The sequence below is a fragment of the Budvicia diplopodorum genome (assembly GCF_009800925.1).
GTDB classification, from domain to species: Bacteria; Pseudomonadota; Gammaproteobacteria; order Enterobacterales; family Enterobacteriaceae; genus Budvicia; species Budvicia diplopodorum.
Window position 1 is genome coordinate 308,119 of the sequence record NZ_WOYF01000002.1, and the last position, 18,540, is coordinate 326,658.

At 49.8% G+C, this 18,540-nt stretch carries 14 protein-coding genes and 1 tRNA gene; 6 read left to right on the forward strand and 9 right to left on the reverse strand.

Annotated features, from left to right (window positions below; translation table 11 throughout):
- Positions 1 to 31: 31 nt before the first annotated feature.
- The 3 genes from GVI43_RS03805 to pepA all read right to left on the reverse strand — a co-directional run bounded on the left by GVI43_RS03805 (position 32) and on the right by pepA (position 4,996).
- Complete coding sequence (locus GVI43_RS03805; RefSeq protein ID WP_159565415.1) at positions 32 to 2,887, reverse strand: valine--tRNA ligase; 2,856 nt, start codon at positions 2,885 to 2,887, stop codon at positions 32 to 34.
- A gap of 14 nt (positions 2,888 to 2,901) precedes the next feature.
- Entirely contained in the window at positions 2,902 to 3,354 is a 453-nt protein-coding gene (locus GVI43_RS03810; protein WP_159565416.1) for a DNA polymerase III subunit chi, read from the reverse strand.
- A gap of 130 nt (positions 3,355 to 3,484) precedes the next feature.
- Positions 3,485 to 4,996: a leucyl aminopeptidase gene (gene pepA, locus GVI43_RS03815; protein ID WP_159565417.1), complete on the reverse strand. Its 1,512-nt coding sequence runs from the start codon at positions 4,994 to 4,996 to the stop codon at positions 3,485 to 3,487.
- A 238-nt stretch (positions 4,997 to 5,234) separates the two neighbouring features.
- Here pepA and lptF point away from each other — a divergent pair, with 238 nt between their 5' ends.
- Positions 5,235 to 6,329 (forward strand): LPS export ABC transporter permease LptF, encoded by a 1,095-nt coding sequence (gene lptF, locus GVI43_RS03820; protein ID WP_159565418.1) that lies wholly within the window; start codon positions 5,235 to 5,237, stop codon positions 6,327 to 6,329.
- Positions 6,329 to 7,405: an LPS export ABC transporter permease LptG gene (gene lptG, locus GVI43_RS03825; RefSeq protein WP_159565419.1), complete on the forward strand. Its 1,077-nt coding sequence runs from the start codon at positions 6,329 to 6,331 to the stop codon at positions 7,403 to 7,405. Before lptF ends, lptG begins: the two co-directional genes overlap by 1 nt.
- Positions 7,406 to 7,619: 214 nt before the next feature.
- Here the strand turns inward: lptG and GVI43_RS03830 are convergent, their stop codons facing one another.
- The 6 genes from GVI43_RS03830 to yihU form a co-directional block, all read right to left on the reverse strand.
- Positions 7,620 to 8,537: an aldose epimerase family protein gene (locus GVI43_RS03830; RefSeq protein ID WP_159565420.1), complete on the reverse strand. Its 918-nt coding sequence runs from the start codon at positions 8,535 to 8,537 to the stop codon at positions 7,620 to 7,622.
- A gap of 38 nt (positions 8,538 to 8,575) precedes the next feature.
- A complete protein-coding gene (locus GVI43_RS03835; RefSeq protein ID WP_159565421.1) occupies positions 8,576 to 9,919 on the reverse strand; it encodes an MFS transporter in 1,344 nt (447 codons plus the stop codon).
- A gap of 48 nt (positions 9,920 to 9,967) precedes the next feature.
- Complete coding sequence (locus GVI43_RS03840) at positions 9,968 to 11,410, reverse strand: MFS transporter (RefSeq protein WP_159565422.1); 1,443 nt, start codon at positions 11,408 to 11,410, stop codon at positions 9,968 to 9,970.
- A 188-nt stretch (positions 11,411 to 11,598) separates the two neighbouring features.
- Positions 11,599 to 12,606: a zinc-dependent alcohol dehydrogenase gene (locus GVI43_RS03845; protein WP_159565471.1), complete on the reverse strand. Its 1,008-nt coding sequence runs from the start codon at positions 12,604 to 12,606 to the stop codon at positions 11,599 to 11,601.
- A 119-nt stretch (positions 12,607 to 12,725) separates the two neighbouring features.
- A complete protein-coding gene (locus tag GVI43_RS03850) occupies positions 12,726 to 13,589 on the reverse strand; it encodes a class II fructose-bisphosphate aldolase (RefSeq protein WP_159565423.1) in 864 nt (287 codons plus the stop codon).
- Positions 13,590 to 13,640: 51 nt separating this feature from the next.
- Entirely contained in the window at positions 13,641 to 14,531 is an 891-nt protein-coding gene (gene yihU / locus GVI43_RS03855) for a sulfolactaldehyde 3-reductase (RefSeq protein WP_159565424.1), read from the reverse strand.
- A gap of 182 nt (positions 14,532 to 14,713) precedes the next feature.
- Here yihU and GVI43_RS03860 point away from each other — a divergent pair, with 182 nt between their 5' ends.
- The 4 genes from GVI43_RS03860 (at position 14,714) to GVI43_RS03875 (ending at position 18,125) form a co-directional block, all read left to right on the forward strand.
- Complete coding sequence (locus tag GVI43_RS03860; protein WP_159565425.1) at positions 14,714 to 15,610, forward strand: sugar kinase; 897 nt, start codon at positions 14,714 to 14,716, stop codon at positions 15,608 to 15,610.
- A 37-nt stretch (positions 15,611 to 15,647) separates the two neighbouring features.
- Positions 15,648 to 16,454, forward strand: a complete 807-nt coding sequence (locus tag GVI43_RS03865; protein ID WP_159565426.1) for a DeoR/GlpR family DNA-binding transcription regulator — start codon at positions 15,648 to 15,650, stop codon at positions 16,452 to 16,454.
- A gap of 125 nt (positions 16,455 to 16,579) precedes the next feature.
- Positions 16,580 to 16,664, forward strand: a tRNA-Leu gene (locus GVI43_RS03870).
- A 198-nt stretch (positions 16,665 to 16,862) separates the two neighbouring features.
- Positions 16,863 to 18,125: a tyrosine-type recombinase/integrase gene (locus GVI43_RS03875; protein WP_159565427.1), complete on the forward strand. Its 1,263-nt coding sequence runs from the start codon at positions 16,863 to 16,865 to the stop codon at positions 18,123 to 18,125.
- Positions 18,126 to 18,540: the final 415 nt, after the last annotated feature.

Consider the following 18,540-nt stretch of genomic DNA (forward strand, 5'->3'; position numbering starts at 1 on the left):
CTTTCTCTTTATTACCTAACCCAATATCAAATCACAGCACCGCTATCGTCGCTTTCTGCTCCAACAGCTTAGCTTTATCTTCTGCAAAGCTCACCAAACGTTCACGCTCTTTGGCGACTACCGCTTCAGGCGCTCTGGCAACAAAGCCTTCGTTTGACAGCTTAGTTTCAATCTTACCGATTTCGTCTTCGATGCGGGTGACTTCTTTCGATAGGCGGGCCAGTTCGGCGTCTTTATCAACTAAGCCGGCCATTGGGATCAGTAGTTCAGTCCCTTCCACCAGCTTGGCCACAGACACCGGGCCTTTGTCGCCAGCGGCCAAAATAGTAATAGACTCCAGACGGGCCAGCGCTTTAATAAAGCTCTCGTTTTCAGTAACCCGACGCAGAGCCGCATCGTTGACATCGCGCAGTAGAACTTCCAGCGCTTTGCCCGGAGCAATATTCATTTCAGCACGGATACTACGCACCGCTTCAATCAGCTGCTTTATCCACTCTAAGTCTGCCAGCGCCGCTTCATCAGCCAAGTTAACGTCATACTCAGGCATCGCCTGTAGCATGATTGTGTCGGCATCAATGCCTTTTAGCAGTTTTACCCGCTGCCAGATGGTTTCAGTGATAAACGGAATAATCGGATGAGCTAAGCGTAATAACGCTTCCAGCACGGTGACCAGCGTATGACGAGTTCCACGCAGTTCGGCCTCAGAACCACCGTTCATCACCGGCTTAGTTAGCTCTAAATACCAGTCACAGAACTGATTCCAAGTGAACTCATACAGAATACCGGCCGCCATATCAAAGCGGTAAGTATCGAAGGCTTCACGGTAGGCTCTTACCGTTTGGTTAAACTCGGCCAGGATCCAACGGTCAGCCAAAGAAAGCACCATTTCGCCGCCGTTCATGCCGCAATCCCGATCTTCGGTGTTCATCAGCACAAAGCGGCTGGCGTTCCACAGCTTATTACAGAAGTTACGGTAGCCTTCGAGGCGTTTCATATCCCAGTTGATGTCACGACCGGTTGAAGCCAGCGCGGCCAGCGTAAAGCGCAGCGCATCGGTACCGTGCGGTTCAATACCGTTCGGGAACTGCTTCTCGGTACGCTTGCGAATTTTCTCAGCCAGCTGCGGCTGCATCATATTACCGGTACGTTTTTCTAACAGCTCTTCCAGCGAAATACCGTCAATCATGTCCAACGGATCGATCACGTTACCCTTTGACTTAGACATTTTCTGCCCTTCGTCATCGCGGATCAGGCCGGTCATATATACGGTATGGAATGGCACCTGCGGCTTACCGTTTTCATCTTTCACGAAGTGCATGGTCATCATGATCATCCGGGCTATCCAGAAGAAAATAATGTCAAAACCGCTGACCACCACGCTCGACGGGTGGAAGGCTCTCAGGTCGGCAGTGTCGTTTGGCCAGCCCAAGGTAGAGAAGGTCCACAGGCCGGAAGAGAACCAGGTATCCAGAACGTCTTCGTCCTGAGTCAGCGCCACCTCAGCGGCTAAACCGTTTTCGCTACGGACTTCGGCTTCATCGCGACCAACGTAAACGTTGCCTGCTGCGTCGTACCATGCAGGAATACGGTGCCCCCACCAAAGCTGGCGAGAAATACACCAGTCCTGAATGTCGCGCATCCAGCTGAAATACATATTTTCGTACTGCTTCGGCACGAACTGAATTTCACCCTGTTCAACCGCTTCTACCGCCACTTTAGCCAGCGGCGCTGTGCGCACATACCATTGGTCGGTCAGCATCGGCTCGATAACCACGCCGCCACGATCGCCATAAGGCACGGTCAGATCGTGAGGTTTGATTTCATCTAGCAGGCCCAGTTGATCAAACGCGGCCACTACCGCTTTACGCGCGGCAAAACGCTCAAGGCCACGGAACGGCTCGGGGATGTCATTGCTCCACGCGCTGCTCTCTTCGCCGTTAGTATTAAATACTTCAGCGGTCTGGCGGATATCACCGTCGAAAGTCAGCACGTTGATCATTGGCAGCGCATGGCGCTTACCGACTTCATAGTCGTTAAAGTCGTGGGCCGGGGTGATTTTCACACAGCCGGTGCCTTTGTCCATCTCGGCGTGTTCATCGCCAAGAATAGGAATTCGACGACCCACCAGCGGCAGAATAATTTCTTTGCCGATCAGGTCGTTGTAACGAGGATCTTCAGGGTTTACCACAACGCCGGTATCGCCAAGCATGGTTTCAGGGCGCGTGGTCGCTACCACTAAATAGTCTTTACCTTCGGCGGTTTTTGCGCCGTCGGCCAACGGATAACGCAGGTGCCACATGGAGCCTTTAGACTCGCGGTTCTCTACTTCAAGATCGGAAATCGCGGTACGCAGTTTCGGATCCCAGTTCACCAGACGTTTACCGCGGTAAATCAAATCTTCTTTATACAAACGCACGAACACTTCGCGTACCGCATTGGACAAACCTTCATCCATGGTGAAGCGTTCACGCTCCCAGTCTACGGAATCGCCCAAGCGGCGCATTTGGCGGGTAATCGTGCCGCCCGATTCTGCTTTCCACTGCCAGATTTTATCGATAAAAGCATCGCGACCGTAGTCGTGGCGGGTTTTGCCTTCTTCAGCCGCAATTTTGCGCTCAACCACCATCTGGGTGGCGATACCCGCATGGTCCGTTCCCGCCTGCCACAGGGTATTTTTGCCCTGCATACGCTGATAGCGGATCATCGCGTCCATGATGGTTTGCTGGAAAGCGTGCCCCATATGCAGGCTGCCGGTCACGTTCGGCGGCGGGATCATGATGCTGTAGCTTTCTTTGCTGGTGTCACCGTGTGGTTTGAAGTAACCACTCTCTTCCCAATGTTGGTAAAGTGACTGTTCAATGTCTTGCGGGTTGTATGTTTTTTCCATAATCTTTTTTTACGCTATTTAGTGGTTGGCGGCGTTACTGTGGACAGGTTAAAACCGACGCTGCGATAAATTTTATAACGTTCGCGCGCCAACTGTTTCAACTCATCTTCATGTGGAACGAAGTCTACCACTTCATAAAATGCGGTGGCAAAATCCGGAAACTGCGGTAACAGAGAAATAAGTAAATCCCGAGGGGAATTGCCCCGGCGCTCGGGCCAGCACAGCTCAACGGGAGCGCCGTATTTCGGACCTTCTCCGGCCAGATTATGAGGAACGAACTCCTCGGTATCTCGCTGCCATAAGGCGTCATCTAAACGCTGCGCTTGCTCAAGGCTCTCACAGGCGATTAATACCCGTTTTCCCATACGCCAGCGCTGTGCGGCAATGGCACAGGTCAGCGCTTCACAGGCAGACAGCCCTTGTGACGTATTGCTATGGTCGAGCAGGTAAAATGTCGCGTTTTTCATAACGGCCGGAAAGTACTCTCAATTTAATGGCTAAGGGCACGCGCTGCGTGCCCCTGATAAACCCGGTGATAATAGCAAAGAAGTGATAAAGGCGGCAGAAATAACTGCACCGCCGTTACGCTCCGTTTATTTACTCATCACAATTCAGGCCAGCACGATTAAGCAGGAACTGCGTCAGCAGCGCAACCGGACGACCGGTGGCACCTTTGGCTTTACCTGAACGCCATGCGGTACCGGCGATATCTAAATGAGCCCAGCTATATTTGCGGGTAAAGCGCGACAGGAAGCAGCCCGCAGTAATGGCACCCGCAGGGCGACCACCAATATTCGCCATATCGGCAAAGTTAGATTCCAACTGCTCCTGAAACTCATCGCCCAGCGGTAAGCGCCATGCGCGGTCGCCGGCCTGTTCAGAAGCGCCCACTAACTCATGGGCCAGCGGATTATGGTTAGACATCAGGCCGGTAATTTGGTGGCCCAATGCAATAATGCAGGCACCGGTCAACGTCGCGATATCAATAACCACTTCGGGCTCAAAGCGCTCAACGTAGGTTAATACGTCGCACAGCACTAAACGGCCTTCAGCGTCGGTATTTAATACTTCAACCGTTTGGCCTGACATGGTGGTCAGGATATCACCCGGGCGGTAGGCCCTACCGCCCGGCATGTTTTCACATCCGGCCAGCACGCCGATAATATTCAACGACAGCTTTAGCTCGGCCACCGCCCGCATCACGCCATAAACCGAAGCGGCACCGCACATATCGTATTTCATTTCATCCATGCCTTCGGCAGGTTTGATAGAGATACCGCCTGAGTCAAAGGTCAGGCCTTTACCCACGAGTACGATCGGTTTAGCGTCCGCATCTGGATTACCTTTATATTCCATCACCGACATCAGAGATTCATTTTGTGAGCCCTGACCAACCGCCAGATAGGCATTCATGCCCAACTCTTTCATCTGCTGCTCGCCGATAACGCGGGTGATAATATTTTCACTATAGGCATCGGCTAACTGGCGGGCCTGAGAGGCAAGATAGGCCGCATTACAAATATTTGGCGGCATATTGCCTAAGTCTTTAGCCGCTTTAATGCCCGTGGCAATCGCCAGACCGTGCGAAATAGCGCGCTCGCCACAGGTCAATTCACGACGGGTTGGCACGCTCAGCACCATTTTACGCAGCGGGCGGCGTGGCTCAACCTTGTTGCTTTTCAGCTGATCGAAAATATATAGCGCTTCTTTCGTCGTTTCGACCGCCTGACGTACGTTCCAATAGGTATTACGCCCTTTAACGTGAAGTTCGGTTAAAAAGCAAACGGCTTCCATTGAACCGGTGTCATTTAGCGTATTAATGGTCTTCTGAACCACCTGCTTATACTGACGCTCATCCAGCTCGCGCTCTTTTCCGCAGCCAATCAGTAAAATTCGTTCTGACAGAATGTTGGGTACATGGTGTAACAATAAAGTTTGACCCACCTTACCTTCTAGTTCACCACGGCGAAGCAGCGCGCTGATATAACCATCGCTGATCTTATCCAGCTGTTCGGCTATAGGTGATAAGCGACGAGGTTCAAAAACACCGACCACGATACAGGCGCTACGTTGTTTTTCCGGGCTACCGCTTTTTACACTGAACTCCATGCACTCTCCTGAATCTTAAAGAGACAAGGTAGGTTAATTATGGATAGAATAGAAAGATCCATAATGTCACGCCACCCTGTGGTTCTGATTAACGCAAATGGTGTTAATATTTCTGCGCATTAATACTATTATTAGCAATGCAGGCTGCCATTATGATGGATGATGTTGAAAATGGCGAACTAACGATGAAAGTATCGGCTTTCCTGTAAAAAAACAAGTTTTCACAGGCGTAATTAACTTGATAATCATTAGATATCTGATCCGGGAAACGTTCAAGAGCCAAATCGCAATCCTGTTTATTCTGTTTTTGATTTTTTTCTGTCAAAAACTGGTCAAGGTGTTGTCGATGGCCGTTGAGGGAGACATTCCCACAAATTTAGTTTTTTCTTTGCTTGGCCTTGGTATTCCCGAGATGGCGCAGCTCATTCTGCCGCTTAGTTTGTTCTTAGGCATTCTGATGACCTTTAGTAAGCTGTATACGGAAAGTGAAATTACCGTGATGCACGCCTGCGGCCTGAGCAATCGCGTTCTGCTAATGGCAGCTTTGGTACTATCGCTGTTTACCGGCGCTATCGCCGGCATCAATTCGATCTGGTTAGGCCCGATGTCGGCAATCGATCAGGAAAAAATCATTGCGGAAGCCAAAGCTAACCCAAGCCTTGGCGCATTAGTTGAAGGTCAGTTTAAACCGTCACAGGACGGTAACGCCGTGCTGTTTGTCGGCAACGTTGATGCAAATAAATTTACCAACGTTTTTTTGGCCCAGCTGCGCCCTTCCGGTAATCAACGCCCTTCGGTTATCGTGGCCGATAAAGGCTATATTGCCGAAGACCCTAACGGCAACCAGCGCATCTATCTGGACCAAGGCACCCGTTACGAAGGTACGGCGTTATTAAGAGATTTCCGCATTACCGATTTTAGTCAATATCAGGCCGTCGTCGGCCATCAGGAAGCGATGCTTGACAACAGTGACGTTGAACAAGCCAGCTTTATGTCACTGGCTGAATCAGACACCCATCAGGCAAAAGCCGAAATGAACTGGCGCTTAACGCTGATTATTTCCGTGCCGCTGATGGCGCTGTTAGTGGTTCCGCTGAGTGAGGTGAATCCGCGTCAGGGCCGGGTGGTGAGTATGCTACCGGCAATGCTGCTGTATCTGATTTACTTTCTGGTTCAGAGTTCGCTGAAGTCTAACGCCAGCCGGGGTAAGCTTGACCCAATGATCTGGGTGTGGGCGGTAAACCTCTTTTACTTAACCATGGGTATAATATTCAACCTATGGGATACCCTGCCAGCACGTCGTATACGTGGCCGGTTAAGAGGAACGGCTTAATGTTTAAAGTATTAGACCGTTATATCGGCCGTACCATTTTCGGCACGATTATGAGCACGCTGTTCCTGCTGGTCAGCCTGTCGGGCATTATTAAATTTGTCGATCAGTTGCGTAAAACCGGTCGCGGAGACTATGACGCGTGGGGCGCGGGCCTTTATACCCTGCTCAGCATACCTAAAGACATTGAAATCTTCTTCCCAATGGCTGCACTGCTGGGCGCACTGCTGGGCTTAGGCGCACTGGCGACCCGTAGCGAGCTGGTGGTGATGGAAGCGTCGGGCTTTACCCGCATGCAGATCGCCGCAGCGGTAATGAAAACGGCTATCCCGCTGGTGTTACTGACTATGGCTATCGGTGAATGGGTTGCGCCGGTCGGTGAACAAACCGCCCGCAATATGCGAGCCCAAATGATGTACGGCAACTCACTGCTCTCAACCCGCGATGGCATCTGGGCCAAAGATAAAAACGACTTTATCTATATTCAAAGCGTAGCTAAAGAGGATGAGCTTTCCGGCGTCAGTATTTATCACTTCGACAACAACCGAAAGCTGCTCTCCGTACGCTATGCCGGAACGGCAACCTACGACACAGAGCAGAAGAAATGGCAGCTGACTCAAGTCGATCAGTCCGATCTGAGTGAACCAAACAAGATCGTCGGAACCCAAACGCTGAATGATGAATGGAATACTAATCTAACGCCCGACAAGCTTGGCGTAGTCGCCATGGACCCGGAAGCGCTTTCGGCCAGCGGGCTGTATGAATACAGTAAATACCTCAAGCAGAGCGGTCAGGAATCTACCCGCTATCAGCTAATATTCTGGAATAAGGTTCTGTCGCCGCTATCCGTTGCGGTAATGATGCTGATGGCCCTGTCGTTCATTTTTGGTCCGCTGCGCAGCGTACCGATGGGCGTTCGGGTAGTTATCGGTATCAGCTTTGGCTTTACCTTCTACGTGCTGAATAAGATCTTCGGCCCGCTGAGTATGGTAATAAACCTGCCGCCGATCCTTGGGGCCGCATTACCAAGCCTGTTATTCCTGTTGATCAGTTTGCTGTTGCTTAAACTGAAACGATAATTCCTGTCTGATTTTGTATAAATTGACCCCAGAAAATGCCCTACTGTCGTCATCCCGTTGAAAAACGGGATCTAGGTTTTAGCTAACAAATTATCACTCGGCTTAAGAACTGGACCCCGTTTTTCAACGGGGCGACGACGATGAGAGGCTGATAATGGTTAAGCCGATCGCCGAACCACTCGAATTGCTACTATTTTAATTTCTAACCTAAAAATCACTTCTCAGTATTCAACTCCCAACGGGTAGAGATCACCAGCGGTTTATCTACCATCACAATAATCGGTGCTGTATTAACACAGTTAGGTGGACCAGATAGCGGTTCGATGCAGGCTGCATCGGGTTGTTTATCAAACACCACCATAGACGACGTTTCAGAAGACATACTCAAACGTACTTTGCCCGGCCATACTAACGATGCTGACATTCCCTGATTAAAGCCAAAGCAATCGTCCCAAGGGCCCGGGCGAGGAGCTATGCGCTTTCCCGTTGGTAATTCGTTATCGCCCGGTTCTTCCTGCCAGTCGGCATCAAAAGAGACTTTCAGCTTATCAGTGGCTTCGCCGATCGGCGCTACGGCAACATAGTCTGTATCACCGGTCCATTTAGCAAACCACGGATGCCAGCCAGCGGCGGCAGGAAAAGCCTCTCCGGCGGTTTTAACGGTTAAGGTAATCGTTAACCCGGTAGAATCCAACTCAAACCGCTGAACCACTTGTCCCTTCCATGGCCACGGCTGTTCAAGCTCAACGCTAAATTCAGCAACCTCAGGCGTTACACTAATTGTCTGCCACGGGCCGAAACACGCCATGCCGTGTAGGGCGTGAGGAGGTTTGTTCATTGGCAGCGAATAGGCTTTACTGGCATAATTCAGCACCGCATTACCCATCCGCCCTACCCAAGGGATCATCGGGAAACAGCCATATTGAAAGGCCCGGCGCGCAGGATTCCATTGGCGCAGCAGCTCATAGCCAAACGCATTCAGCGAAGTCATCCTACAGCCATCTTCAGGATAAACGGCTAGGCTAATTTGGCTATTGTTGAGTATCACTTTTGGCCCCTTTGGCCCATCCCATGGCGCATCAAAGGCCTGACGTACCGCAAGGTAAGGATTAGTGTCTAAAACTGAGTTCATTTAGTTATTCCTTAATATCAGTTTATTCAATAAAAGAATTAGCGATCTGACTCTGCCGCCGTGACCGGCGCGCCGAACTTAACCCGAATCTTCCAAACGCAGAACAAAGAAACCGCAGATATCAGAACTAAATAACTGGCAACATACCAAGGCTTTCCACCGCCTAACGCCAAGAGTGACGATGCGATGAGCGGAGTCATTCCCCCAAGAATGGCTGAAAATTGATAGGCAAATGACAGGCCGGTATAGCGGACTTTCGTACCGAACATACGTACAAACATCGTAGGCTGAACGGCAAACATCATGGTCGGGCCAAAGTTATAGCCCACTATCATGGCAAACCAGATCGCCACCGGCTGTTGGGTTCCCAATAGCCAAAAGAAGGGAAAAGCGAACAACAGGCAAAATGCAGCACCGGTCATATACAAAGGCCGCTGCCCCCAGCGATCGGAAAGCCAGCCGATCAGTGGGCAGCTGAATAACCCGATTGCCGAAGCCACCAACATACCGGTTAACGGGATTTGACGGTCCATGGCCAACTGAGTTGAAAGATAGGCAATACCAAAGGCATTGATAGTATTAGATGAAACAGTCTCTGCCAGCCGGGCTCCCAACGCTAAAAATATGTTCTTCGGATGTTTGCGAAATAGCTCAACAATCGGCAAAGACTCTTTCGGCTGATTGCTACTATTAACCGGCCGCTTTACGTGACGGAAATCATTGGATTCTTCAATATGGATACGGATATACATCCCGACGATCGGCATCAGCGCAGAGAGCAGAAATGGAACTCGCCACCCCCAGCTCATAAACTGCTCTTGAGTCAGTAAGCCATTACATAAAGCAAAAACTCCGGTTGCCAGCATGATCCCGGCAGAGGCAGCAGTCTGAGGCAAGGAACCAAGAAACCCCCGCTGTTTTTCCGGCGCGGACTCAATGGTCATCAGCGCAGCACCACCGTATTCACCACCGAGCCCAAACCCTTGAATTAAGCGTAAAGCCACTAATAATACCGGAGCCCAAATTCCGGCATTCGCATAGGTCGGCAATAACCCGACCAGGAAGGTCGATATTCCGACAATGACTAACGTCCAGATCAGCGTAACCTTACGCCCAATTTTGTCACCGAAATGGCCAAACACTACGCCACCCAGAGGTCGGGCTAAAAATCCGACGCCAAAGGTGGCAAAAGCGGCAATGGTACCGACAACCGGATCTTCCTTAGGAAAAAACAGCGGACCAAAGACCAACCCGGCGGCGGTACCAAAAATAAAGAAGTCATACCATTCAAGCAAAGCTCCGGCAAAACTGGCAGCAACGACTTTTCTGGTGGACGAATTGCGCAGCCCTTCAGCAGGAATACTATTTTTGCCACTATTCATCAGTTACTCCTTTGCCGGGCTTCCAGTGAAAGCCCGGCCCTCTAGCGCTTATTGGTTATGTCTACGTGATTCGATCAGAGCCAAAACCTGTTCATCTTCCGCATCCACGTTGGCACCGAGAGGCTCCCAGCGAATACACAGACAGGTGGCAAAGCCAATAAACGGAACGATCGCTAGCCAGTAGAATGCTTGGGTATTCAACGCGCCCCATAGCATTGGCCAGAAAATTAAACCTGCAATGGCACCCGTACGCATAATCGCCCGGGCAAAGCCTACGCCAGCAGGGCGAATGCTTGGTGGATAAGAAAGCGTAGCGATAGTCATACCTAGCCCGCCCGGTCCGGCAGAGTGGAAAAATATAATCGAGCCCAGGAGCGTGAGCGATAGCCATGGATTAGTCGTCGCCAGAAACCCGAGCGCTATCAGCGCCATTGTTACCATAGCAAAGCCAATCATTGACTGACGGCGGGCACCGACTTTACTCACAATCAGCGAACCAATAGCGCCACCGGTCACACCGCAAAGCGCATTCACTACGGCTGAACCGGTCAGTGCTCCGGTTAAACCGCCGCTAAGAATTCCGGCTAACGTAAGAGGCAAATAAACGCCAACGGCGTTGTATTGCCAAGCCTGCATGGTTGCGACAATACAGCCTAAGATAGTGCGTTTACGGTACTGCTTGTTAAACAGAATGCCGTATATGCCGTCGATCTTAACTTTTTTATCGGTCAATTCTTCTTTTTGAGCGTTCTCACTAACCTGTGCGTCAATGCCATAGCGCTGTTTCAAAATTTTACAGGCAAGCTCATATTTACCTACTCTTGCCGCCCACATGGCCGACTCACCGATAAATAAGTAGCGTAAAATCATTGCCAGCACGGCAAAACCCGCACCGATAAAAATGCCATAGCGCCACAAGTGACTGTCGGCAACGTCTGCCAAATGAAGAGGAAGCAAAACCAGATACACCACGGTGGTAGACACATACCAGCCCATCTGCCAGAGGTTGACTGAAGAACCAGATTTCTTAGACGATGTTCCCCGTAGTTCCGCTACCGCACTGGTTGCCAGAGGGAAATCAATGCCAAGGCCAAACCCCATTACGACTCGAGCAACCAGCACCCACCAGATATTAGGCGCAAACGCCACCGCAGCGGCACCGAGCGTACATAACCCCATACCGATAATAAATGCCCGCTTTTGACCAAACGTATTGATTACACGGTTAGCCATCAGGCCACCGATCAACGCGGCAACCAATACCGAAGCGTTTACCGTTGCAGCCAGCCCGGGAGAAATACCAAACTCCGCTGCAATAAACTTGTTACCAAAACCCACCATCGCAGCCTGATAGGCATCAATCAAAATGCCTCCCAGCGCAATCAGTACAATGCCGATATTTGATCGCAGCGCCGCATGATTATTGACGATATTAATCACGTCCTGCGGCCTACCGATCTGATAGACAGACCGAGTTGAATCTTGAGTCATGTTTGTATCCTTACTATTTCAGTAATAGCTTAATTTTTATTATTACGCTGAAAAACGTGTACCGGATAATCCGCAGTTCGCTACGGGTACAGCTTGCTCTGTGTTTATATTTCATGTGTTCAGAGCGGCTTACTGTGGCCATCCGGCAATTAACAAACAGTCTTATATCTCTTAGTTAGCCCTAAGGATTACTGAGGAAACTCAATCAGAACCTTAATTGACTGTGATTCCTTAGCGCGGCTATAGGCGGCTGCCGCATCGCTAACCGGAAAGATATCGGTGACTAAATCTGAAGTATCGAATCGCCCATCGGCCAGCCAACCAATCACCGTTTCAAAATCTTCAGGGATATACATGCCAGAGCTAAGCAGGTCACGCTCAAAACGCTGCATGCTCGGCAGCGGGATCTCGCGAGTTCCACTAGGTACGCCCATACAAATTACGGTGCCACCGGCCATCACTTTAGTGCAAGCATCCATAATCGTGGCCGCAGAAGCCACTACGTCGATCACACCGGTAAAGCGTTCATCGGCCGCCAGCTCACCCGGAGCCAATGCACGATAAGCGCCGTACTTCAGCGCCAGCTCACGCTTTTTAGCATCAGGCTCGATCACTGTAATCTTATCGGCCCCCATAATGCGCAGCGCCTGAACTACTGATAAACCGATAGTACCGGCACCAATCACTAGTACAATTTCCCGCGCATCCTGCGGCATGCGGTTAACGCAGTGTCGGGCGCAGGCGGCTGGCTCAGCAAAGGCCAATACGTCCATCGGAATAGATTTAGGAGCAATATATAGGTTACGGGCAGGAACTACGTGGGCTGAACGGGCAAAGCCCGGAGCGCGAAAACCGGCAACCTGAGGTGGTTCACACAGATTAAACCGGCCGGCTTTACACGCCCGGCACTCCATACAGGCCATAATCGGGTCAACGACTACGTGATCGCCAATGACAACGTGAGTAACTGCTGAGCCAATTTCAGTCACTACGGCTGCAATTTCGTGGCCTGGCACAATCGGCGGTTTAGCAAACGGGTGACCATCCGCCAGCACGTGTAGGTCAGAACCACATATGCCGAGATAAACTGGGGCAATACGCACTTCTTTAGGCTGTAGCGGCGTAACGGGAAGATCGTGACATTCCGTTGTTACCTGACCTACTGCGGAGAATAAGATATTAGTGACTTTGCTCATCATAACGATCCTTACTCAAGAGTTAATAGATTCTAATTCGAGCCACTAATAGCCTTTACTCAGCGGCCCTTTATGCTTATTTAGCAAACGTTTAATGTCAGAGTTATGTCTGAGCTATGTCAAAAATCGGCCGCTTTGCCACTACTACCAAACAGGCGAATTTTCTCTTGTACCCGTTGCTGCATAAATTCAGTTCCGCGCCCTAAAGAGATAGCCAGAGTATATTCATCAGGGTCTTTACCCAACACGTCTAAAACACCTTCAGTAAACGCCTGACGCAGTTCGGTATCAACGTTAACTTTAGCAACGCCAAGCGCGATAGCTTTACGTACCTGCTCGTCGGGAACGCCTGAACCACCGTGCAATACAATCGGTTTTTTTACCATGTCGCGAATTTCTTTCAGTCGTTCGAAGGCCAGCTTCGGCTCCTGCCTGTACATGCCGTGGGCAGTACCAACGGAAATGGCCAAATAATCTACCGTTGTTTGCTTGGCGAAGGCTAAAGCCTCATCGCAACTGGTGATAAAGGCATCTTTTTCATCAACAGAAATATCATCTTCGGTACCACCAATTTTGCCTATTTCACCTTCAGAGCCTATACCTAAAGCGTGTGAAACTTCAGCAACCGCTCGGGTTATTCTGACGTTTTCATCAAAAGAGAGATGGGAGCCATCAAACATTACCGAGTGAAAACCTGCGCGCACGGCCTGCATGGTTTGTTCAAAGCTACGGCTATGGTCCAGATGAATACAGACTGGAACGCTACATTCAGCCATAAACGTATCGACCATATCTTTCATTTGCTGAAGACCAAGGGTATTAATCACCCGCTGGCCGATCTGGATCATAATCGGTGCTTGTTCCTGCTCAGCGGCCAGCAAAATAGCGCGGATGGTTTCAGCGTTATGCGCGCTAAACGCACCGATAGCGTAGCCGTTCTCCCACGCGTGTTTGATCATTTTTTTACCTGATACATACGGCATTTGGTTCTCTCCCCTATTTCCTAATCAATGGGTTTCTTTGGATATTAATATCTAGTGATTTTCTGGCCGACCGGCGGTGGTTCTGACATGGGCGAGAATGGCGGACCAGTCCTGTTTACCTCGACCACCGGCTTTCGCTTGGCTATACACTTCGCGGGCCGCTGCGCCCAATGGCATCGGAACGTGAAGCTGATTAGCCACATCGAGTGCAATACCTAAATCTTTGTGGGCCAAATCGATCATAAACGCCGGCGTTAAGTCGCCTTTCAGCACTTTGTTCGGCCAGGATGTGGTAAAGTGGCCTTTTCCGGCGGCGGTGTTAGACATCACGCTGATAGCTACATCCAGCGATAGCCCCAGCGCTTCACACATCACGGCGGCTTCTGCCGACAGGGCATTAAGCGCGATGCTCATATAGTTATTCACCAGCTTGACCCGGATCCCCATCCCCGGACCCTGACAGTTCACCAGCTCAGAGCCCATGCACATCAGAACGTCGCGAGCGCGCTCAACCTGCTCAGCCGATCCTCCGGCCAGAATCAGTAAATTGCCGGTAACCGCCTGCTCCGAAGTGCGGCCAACCGGCGCATCCATATAGCTAAACCCGCGCTGACGCATTTTTTGGCATAGCGCATCGCTTTGTAGCGGATGAATAGTCGACATATCAATCACTAAGGCCTGTGCAGACAACGACTCCACCACGCCAGACTCGCCGAATAATACCCGCTCAACTAAATCACCGTTTGGCAGCATAGTAATTACAAACTCAGCGCCTTTCGCCGCCAATGCCGGGCTTGCAGCGGCGTTAGCCCCGGCAGCCACAAGTTGATCTACCGCTGGCTGGTTAATGTCATATACTGTCAGCCGATGACCCTTTTTAATCAGGTTGGCAGCCATAGGCGATCCCATCTGCCCCAACCCGATAAATGCGATAAGCGCCACTTCCCACCTCCTGACCGTTATTGATAATTAATGTTCATTTGTGTCACATTTCGCAACACAATTGATATTATTTGTAATTTTAAGTAATTAAAGTGACACTCATCACTCTTTAAACATTTATTTGAATTAAAATGGACAGATAAAAAATCAATATATGACATGAATCAACAAGGAGTCTGACCATGATTAAGATCGCTTGTATTGGCATAGCGGTTCAGGATCGTCTGTATTACGTAGAACGCTTGCCGGATGGCGGTGGGAAGTATGTCGCGCAGGACTATAAAGAAATTGGCGGCGGCCCGGCGGCTACTGCGGCCGTCGCCGCTGCCCGACTCGGTGCCCGCGTCGATTTTATCGGCCGCATCGGTGATGACGCCGCGGGTAAAACGCTACGAGAAGAGCTAGAAGCCGCCGGAGTCAATACCGCATTGACTAGAGTTGTTCACAAGGCCCGCTCTTCCCAGTCGGCCATTCTGGTGGATAAACAGGGGGAAAGAATCATTATTAATCACCCCAGCCCTGACTTGCCGATCGACGTTGACTGGATGAAAGCCATTGACTTCAGCCAGTATGATATGGTTTTAGCCGATGTCCGCTGGCATGAAGGCGCAAAATTCGCCTTTACTCAGGCCAGAGCCGCCGGAGTTCCTACGCTGTTAGACGCAGACATTACGCCACAGAACATTTTGCCGTTAATCAGGCTGGCAGACCATGCTGCATTCTCTGAACCGGGGCTGATAAAAGCGACCGGTGAGAAAAATGTGACAAAAGCGCTCACCTTAGCCAATGCGTTAACCTCGGGCACTGTGTACGTTACTCAGGGTCAATCCGGCTGTTCGTGGCTCGAACAGCAGGCGCTATGTCACCAGAAGGGTTTTAAGGTTGACGTGGTTGATACTACCGGCGCTGGCGACGTTTTTCACGGCGCGCTGGCGTTTGCCTTAGCCCGCCAGCAACCGGTGAATCAGGCCGTACGCTTTGCCAATGCCGTCGCTGCGCTTAAATGTACTCTCCCCGGAGGACGGGAAGGAATACCAGACTGCGATCAAACTGACGCATTTTTGTCACTTTCTGTATAAAATAGGTCAGGTGATGTCTATATGTGGGAGATTAAGGATGAGTTTGACTGAACTAACCGGTAATCCGCGGCACGATCGTTTGATTACGCTGATAGCCGAGCGCGGCTATATGAACATTGAAGATCTGGCTCAGATACTCGACGTTTCAACTCAAACGGTGCGCCGTGACATTCGTAAGCTCAGCGAAATGGGCCTGATATCACGCCATCACGGCGGAGCAGGCCGGGCATCGAGCGTGATAAATACCGCATTTGAACAGCGTGAAATCTCCTACACCGATGAAAAAATCGCAATTGCCCGCGCCATCGCTGACTATATTCCCGATGGCTGCACCCTATTTCTCACTATTGGCACCACGGTTGAGCACATTGCCCGGGCTCTGGAGGTGCGTAACAACCTGCGCATTATCACCAACAGCCTGCGGGTGGCGCATATTTTGTATAAGCATAGTGAATTTGAAGTGATGGTCCCGGGCGGAACCCTGCGCCCGCACAACGGCGGAATTATTGGCCCCAGCGCCGTTTCATTTGTTGAAGGGTTTCGTGCCGATTACCTGATTACCAGCATGGGCGCGCTTGAAAACGACGGCAGCATTCTTGAGTTCGACGTTAACGAAGCGGCCATTGCAAAAGCAATGATAGCCCACTCCCGCCACCTGCTGCTGGCCGCTGACCATACCAAATATCATGCCTCTGCGGCGGTAGCGATTGGCAACGTCAGTCAAGCCTCTGCGCTGTTTACCGATGAACAACCACCGGCGCAGCTGGCCTCGCGCCTGAGGCAAGGTCAGGTGGAGGTTCATATATCGTCGCTGACGGATACGCAAGAAAGCCAGGACGAGTAAGCTTGCACCCCGCAATTCATCTGACGCTGGCTATTTTAAAGGCAGTTAAGTGAATTTTAAGGGATAAGTCTTGCGCGACACCGTCGGCTAGGTATAATGCCAACGTTTTCCGCATTCTACTCAGTGCCTGAGTGGCGAAATCGGTAGACGCAGTTGATTCAAAATCAACCGCCTTCGGGCATGCCGGTTCGATTCCGGCCTCAGGCACCATTAGAATGTAAATAGACCTCAACTGAGGTCTTTTTTTATGCCTGAAATCCGCATTCTACCAGCCTTTTGATGCTTTTCTATCGATTTTCAGTATACTCACTTCAACCACCATCAAGCTCTATTTGCGGGTACAAATGCGGGTATATCCCGGTTCGATAAATAATGTACCCGCAAAGATAATAGAAAGGAGCAAGGACTATGGCTCTAACCGATGTAAAAGTACGCACAGCAAAGGCGTCAGAAAAAGCCCATAAGCTTACCGATGGCGGAGGGCTTATTCTTCTCGTCCATCCAAACGGTTCAAAATACTGGCGACTGCGTTATTACTTTGGCGGTAAAGAAAAAACGTTGGCTTTTGGTGTCTACCCTGAAATATCACTTTCTGAGGCAAGGCAAAAACGTGATGAAGCAAAAAAATTAATTGCTAATGGCATCGATCCAAACGAACAGAAAAAAGCCGTCAAGATAGAACAATCGAATGCTCATACCTTTGCTGAAATAGCCAGAGCTTGGCATAGCAGCAATAAAAAATGGTCACCTGCACATGGAGCAAGAATTCTTAGAACTCTTGAATTGGAGATTTTTCCTTCTATTGGTGAGCGCCATATCGCAGATTTAAAAACTTGCGACCTATTGCTCCCCATAAAGAAGGTGGAGCAATCAGGTCGATTAGAAGTCGCCGCGCGCTTACAACAGCGTACTACGGCGATCATGCGCTATGCCGTACAGAACGGCATTATCGACTACAACCCAGCGCAGGATTTAACTGGCGCTATCGCTACCGGCAAGAAAGTCCACCGCCCTGCCCTTCCTTTTGAACGAATCCCTGAGCTACTTACTCGGTTAGATAACTATCAGGGAAGATATCTAACCACCCTCGCGGTGAAACTTACCTTACTCATCTTTATCCGATCCAGTGAACTACGCTTTGCCCGTTGGTCAGAAATCGATTTTGAACGAGCGCTTTGGACAATACCTGGAGAACGTGAAGAATTGGAAGGTGTTAAGCACTCACATAGAGGGTCTAAGATGAGAACAACTCACCTTGTTCCTCTAAGTAGACAGGCCATGGAGATCTTACAACAGATACACCAAATTAGCGGTGACCACGAGCTTATCTTTATTGGCGACCATAACGCCAATAAACCAATGAGTGAAAATACGGTAAATAAGGCTTTACGAGTAATGGGCTATGACACCAAGACAGAGGTCTGTGGTCACGGCTTCCGTACTATGGCCTGTAGTGCATTAATTGAGTCTGGATTGTGGTCTAGGGATGGAGTTGAACGGCAGATGAGCCATCAGGAGCGTAACAACGTCAGAGCGGCTTATATACATAAAGCTGAGCATTTAGACGAACGCCGGTTGATGGTGCAGTGGTGGGCGGATTATTTGGATGAGAATCGTGTGAAGGGGGTTAGTCCATTTGAGCTTGCTAAATTGACCAAACGGACTGGTTAGTAGCATACTAAATTTTATCTGAATATTAGAGGTGGCGTGTGCTGCCTCTTTTTTTGTTCATATTTACTAAGTAAGCATAAGATACCTTCAACTCAATGTAAAAGAAGAGCAAATCATAGTTGAATAATTGATGATTAATCAGATCTGAACGCCCTTCTGGGGGCCCTACTATTCTATACACTGTTTAGCCGTAATAGTTTTTTATCGAACTCAATGCACACCTGAAGGATAGTCGCAATACAACCAAAACAACGCTTTGAAAATAATAAGGTATCCTTATGAACTGTTTTACATATAGAAAATAAATAAACCATTGATACCAAAGCGTTAGTTTTCTGACCAAGAAAGCTCGAAATATCAATATAGATATAGAGGTTATGTTGTTGATTGTATAAGATACTGTAAAACATAAATA